The organism is Silvanigrella sp. (assembly GCF_044369315.1).
GTDB lineage: Bacteria > Bdellovibrionota_B > Oligoflexia > Silvanigrellales > Silvanigrellaceae > Silvanigrella.
The window spans coordinates 1-4245 of record NZ_JBIPMD010000266.1; the positions used below are offsets into that span (position 1 = coordinate 1).

Genomic DNA, 4245 nt, shown 5'->3' on the forward strand with positions numbered 1-4245 from the left:
TAGAGGTGTTTTATAATCGAATTCGTGCTCATTCTGCTCTTGATTATCATGCACCTTTAGAATATGAAGAAAATTATGAAATTTAATAGTCCACTTTTCGGGGATCATACCATTTTTTATAATCATCTGTATAAGTATATATTTCATTAGTATAAGTTTGCCCAGATTTTAATTCCATAAATTGATTTAAAGGGAATCCAATATCTAAACCATACGAAGTTTTTGTGTACTGATAACTTGTTGAATAGCTATTTGCATAACTTCCATTCAAAGTTATTTCAATAGAGTAACAAAATATGGGGTAAAGTAAAATAAATAAAATATTTATAGTATTTTTAATTAATTTCATTTTAAGTAAATACCATTTAATAGTAATTAATTTAATTTCATTACTTTATTCGGTATCTATTTTGTAGTATTAAATTGAAAATATTGCATTATCATATTTAATTTAATAGGTAATTATTAATTGGGGCGTGAATACATTTGACTTTGAATCAATGTTGTTTGTCTATTTGTGTTTTCAATTAATTTATTTATTTCATCCGTAATGTCTGGGCTTGGTAACCATGCTGAATTTTCCTCTAATTTCCCATTTTGATTACCTGTATAATACTCAACAATATTTTTTAATACGACTTCAGTTTGTCTTGGCCCAACAGGAAATACCATTATATTTATACGATTACGAAAGAGTCTTCCATCAATAAAAAATTTATCCCAATCTGTTTGTAAATTAAAATTTTTTCTGTCCATAGAGTTTATAATATAATTTTGAGATAATAAACGAGACATAATTCCAAAAACCATGGCAGGGTGTGCTTGTGTTCTCCAAGTATTGCCCTCAATATGAGTAAGCGAAAGAGTATTTTGATAAATTTGTGGATATGGAGAATTGTAATTTATTGAATTATTTCTTTTATTCTGGTTACTTATTGTTCCCTGTGATAAAGAAGAACGCATATTATCTTTATTTTGAGAGCTATTTTGATCTGCGATAGGATCATCCTGAAATAAACTATCAAGAAAACTAGCTGATTTTCTTTGCTCATTTATATCCCCCGATTTTTTTGAATTTTGAGGAAATAATGTTGAGCAACTATTTATAAATATTATGTTGAAAAGGCAGAGAAACCGTTTTACATTCATGATAGACCTCTTCCTATAATTCCTTTTGCTTTATTATCCTTTTTTTAGATTTAGAGGCCATGACTATTAATTGCATATGGCATTTCTTTATTAAGAAACATTTGCCTGTCCTTAGCATTTATCTAAAAAATGTTGATTTTTGCTACATACTTGAGAATTTCTTTTAGTAAATTGATTTGCCCCAGACAATTTTGTGTGATAAGTGGTGTTTTGCTTTTTTCGTGTTCCGAATAATTAACGAAAGGTATCTATCTATGACGAGCTCGACTTCTTCTGGGCTAAGGCCCACAGCGTGCCGCACATTAATTACTTTTGCTCTTTGTGCGTTATCATCAATAGTATATTTATCTAAATCAAATGCAGCTGAGAAATCGATACTTGAAACCATTAAAAAGGATGGTATTTTAAAAGTTTGCTCTGAATCTGGGTACTTACCTCTTGAAATGAAAACAGCGTCAGGAAAATGGATTGGATTTGATCCTGAAATGATGGAAGCTTTTGCTAAACATCTTGGGGTAAAATTAATTATATCAGATACAAAATGGGACGGAATTATTCCTTCTCTATTAACCGGAAAATGTGACATGATCGCCTCTTCAATGGCGAAGACAAAAGAACGTGAAAAGGCTGTTACCTTTAGCGATCCTTATTACGATAATAAATTTTTAATTGCAGTAAAAGATACTCCTGATAATCGTAAAAATTATAAATCATTAGAGGACTTTAATAAATCAGGAATTAAGATTGCAGTTAAGACAGGCTCCGCTCCTGATCTTTATTTACAAGATACAAAAAGTTTAAAAAAAGCACAAATAATGAGATTTGACGCAGATGCGGACACAGTAAATGCTGTTTTAGGTGGTCGTTCTAATGCGTTTATATATGACACACCTTATGTTAAACTTGCTGCATTAAATAATCCTGGAAAAATTTATATTGTTCCGCAAGGCTTTAATGGTGATCAATTCAGTGTTGCCATGCGTAAAAAAGATCAAGAATTAGCTATCAGTTTTAATGAATTTTTAGTTGAGTGGAAAAAAATAGGCGGTTATGATAAGGCCATGAAGTATTATTTTGACAGCCAGGAGTGGTTAACTCTTCTTGATAAATAAATTATGTAGTTTTAATTTAATTTTCTGTTAATAATTCTCTGATTTGGAAATATGAAACGCGATGCCAGATAAAAAATTACCCATATATTATTCTTTCCTTTCTTCCTTTCTTATTCTGCTGTTTGCTGCTGTACTTGTTCGTAGTTTTTATCAATTAGATTATAGCTGGGATTTTTCGGTTTTAGCTCCTTATATTTGGTTACCAACTACAGAAGGTGGTGGTCCTGGTCTTTTTCTAAAAGGTCTTTGGATAACAATAAAAATGAGCTTCGAGGCCATTATATTTGGTACGATTCTTGGTATCATTTTTGGTATGCTGCTAACAACTCAAGAAAAAATTGCTAAATTTGCTGCCTTATTTTATGTCGATGTTTTTAGAAATACGCCAGTACTTGTGCAACTTTATGTTGCTTATTTTATTGTTGGAACTGCATTTAATCTTTCTGGCGCTGTTGCTGGTGTTTTGACAATGAGCTTGTTTTGTTCCGCATACGTTGCTGAAATATTTAGAGGAACAATCGCTAACTTTGAAAAAGGTCAGATCGATGCGGCTAAAGCGTTGGGTTTAAGTCCTTTTCAAATCGCTCGAAAAGTCATAGCTCCTCAAGCTTTGAGAAATATGCTTCCTCCTTTAATTGGACAATTTGTTTCCTTAATAAAAGATAGTTCTTTGCTTTCTGTTGTAGCAATTCCTGAATTAACTAAAGAAGCCCAAAATGCGGTAACAGTAACTTTTAGAAGTTTTGAAACTTGGTTTTTTATTGCGTTACTCTATTTTGTTGTAAATACATTAGTGAGTTCATTGGGGCGTTACCTTGAAAAAAGATTGAGCGTGAGTCTCAAACATTAATTTGGAAAAATATTATGTCTCAAGAAGTCGTTGTTAGTTTAAAAAATGTAAATAAAATATTTTATTCAAAGAATAAAGAGCATCATGTTCTTAAAGGTATTAATTTTGAAGTAAAACAAGGTGAGGTTGTTGCTCTTATTGGTCCTTCAGGGAGTGGAAAGAGCACCTGCTTGCGCACAATTAATGCTCTTGAAACAATCTCCTCTGGAAACGTTGAAGTTTGCGGAATTAATTACCGTGACTCAAAACAATCTTTGCACATGATACGCCGAAATACGGGAATGATTTTCCAAAGATTTGAGTTATTTCCTCATATGTCTGCGCTTGAAAATGTAGCATTAGGTCCAAACTTAGTTTTAGGCAAGTCTAAAGATGAGTCCATCCAAATTGCTTCCGATTTATTAAAGCGTGTGGGTTTAGCCGCTCACTCCGAAAAATTTCCAAGAGGATTATCTGGTGGTCAGCAGCAGCGTGTTGCTATTGCAAGGGCATTAGCGATTAATCCAAAAGTTTTATTATGTGATGAACCAACTAGTGCTCTTGATCCCGAGCTTGTAGATGAAGTCGTAGACATTTTAGTAGATATTGCTAAAGGTGGCATGACAATGATTGTTGTTACTCATGAGCTTTATTTTGCTCAAAAAGTATCACACCGTACTATGTTTTTAGAAAGCGGCCTTATTGTAGAGCAGGGAGATACAAAAGAAATGTTTGCATCGCCTAAAACCGAAAGACTTCAAACCTTTTTAAAGAGAATCACTCATCAGTCTTAATGTTTTTTAATTTATCTTTAAAGCGATAAGAATTATTCTTATCGCTTTTTTTTGTAAATATTTATTTATTTTTAATAAAACGACTTAGGCTTAAAATAAATTCAAAATTCATTAAAATTTAAATATTTAATTTCTTTATTTGATATTATATTAAATAAAGAATAAATAAAAATAATATAAAAATATTCTTGATCTTTAATATTAACCTGTTACCTTTGTTGAACCCTGTCATTTATAAAAAAAGGAAATAGTTATGGTGCGCCAAGATAAGTGCGTAAGAACCAGTGAGTGCGAATCTCACCCACGTAAAGATTAGCCATCAGCGTGGAAGTAAGCAGTGCGATTAATAAGGTAACAAATT

General features: G+C 31.7%; 5 protein-coding genes. 3 read left to right on the plus strand and 2 right to left on the minus strand.

What is annotated here, in order from left to right; all coding sequences use genetic code 11:
- Positions 1–82 precede the first annotated feature (82 nt).
- Together ACIQ56_RS15080 and ACIQ56_RS15085 are read right to left on the minus strand one after the other, a co-directional pair.
- The gene (locus ACIQ56_RS15080; protein WP_397601869.1) at positions 83–349 is read right to left on the minus strand and encodes a hypothetical protein; all 267 of its coding nucleotides are present in this window, start codon (positions 347–349) and stop codon (positions 83–85) included.
- A 116-nt stretch (positions 350–465) separates the two neighbouring features.
- On the minus strand, positions 466–1149 hold the full coding sequence (locus tag ACIQ56_RS15085) for a hypothetical protein (protein WP_397601870.1): 684 nt from the start codon (positions 1147–1149) through the stop codon (positions 466–468).
- Positions 1150–1403: 254 nt separating this feature from the next.
- On the opposite strand from ACIQ56_RS15085, the gene ACIQ56_RS15090 reads away from it, so the two are divergent.
- The 3 genes from ACIQ56_RS15090 to ACIQ56_RS15100 all read left to right on the plus strand — a co-directional run bounded on the left by ACIQ56_RS15090 (position 1404) and on the right by ACIQ56_RS15100 (position 3884).
- A complete protein-coding gene (locus tag ACIQ56_RS15090; RefSeq protein ID WP_397601871.1) occupies positions 1404–2261 on the plus strand; it encodes a transporter substrate-binding domain-containing protein in 858 nt (285 codons plus the stop codon).
- Between the two features lie 61 nt (positions 2262–2322).
- The gene (locus ACIQ56_RS15095; RefSeq protein ID WP_397601872.1) at positions 2323–3111 is read left to right on the plus strand and encodes an amino acid ABC transporter permease; all 789 of its coding nucleotides are present in this window, start codon (positions 2323–2325) and stop codon (positions 3109–3111) included.
- A 14-nt stretch (positions 3112–3125) separates the two neighbouring features.
- On the plus strand, positions 3126–3884 hold the full coding sequence (locus ACIQ56_RS15100; RefSeq protein WP_397601873.1) for an amino acid ABC transporter ATP-binding protein: 759 nt from the start codon (positions 3126–3128) through the stop codon (positions 3882–3884).
- Positions 3885–4245 lie beyond the last annotated feature (361 nt).

Coding starts and splice junctions, on each gene's coding strand:
- ACIQ56_RS15085 (WP_397601870.1), bottom strand. CDS start 1,149: ATGAATGTAAAACGGTTTCTCTGCCTTTTCAACATAATATTTATAAAT.
- ACIQ56_RS15080 (WP_397601869.1), bottom strand. CDS start 349: ATGAAATTAATTAAAAATACTATAAATATTTTATTTATTTTACTTTAC.
- ACIQ56_RS15090 (WP_397601871.1), top strand. CDS start 1,404: ATGACGAGCTCGACTTCTTCTGGGCTAAGGCCCACAGCGTGCCGCACA.
- ACIQ56_RS15100 (WP_397601873.1), top strand. CDS start 3,126: ATGTCTCAAGAAGTCGTTGTTAGTTTAAAAAATGTAAATAAAATATTT.
- ACIQ56_RS15095 (WP_397601872.1), top strand. CDS start 2,323: ATGCCAGATAAAAAATTACCCATATATTATTCTTTCCTTTCTTCCTTT.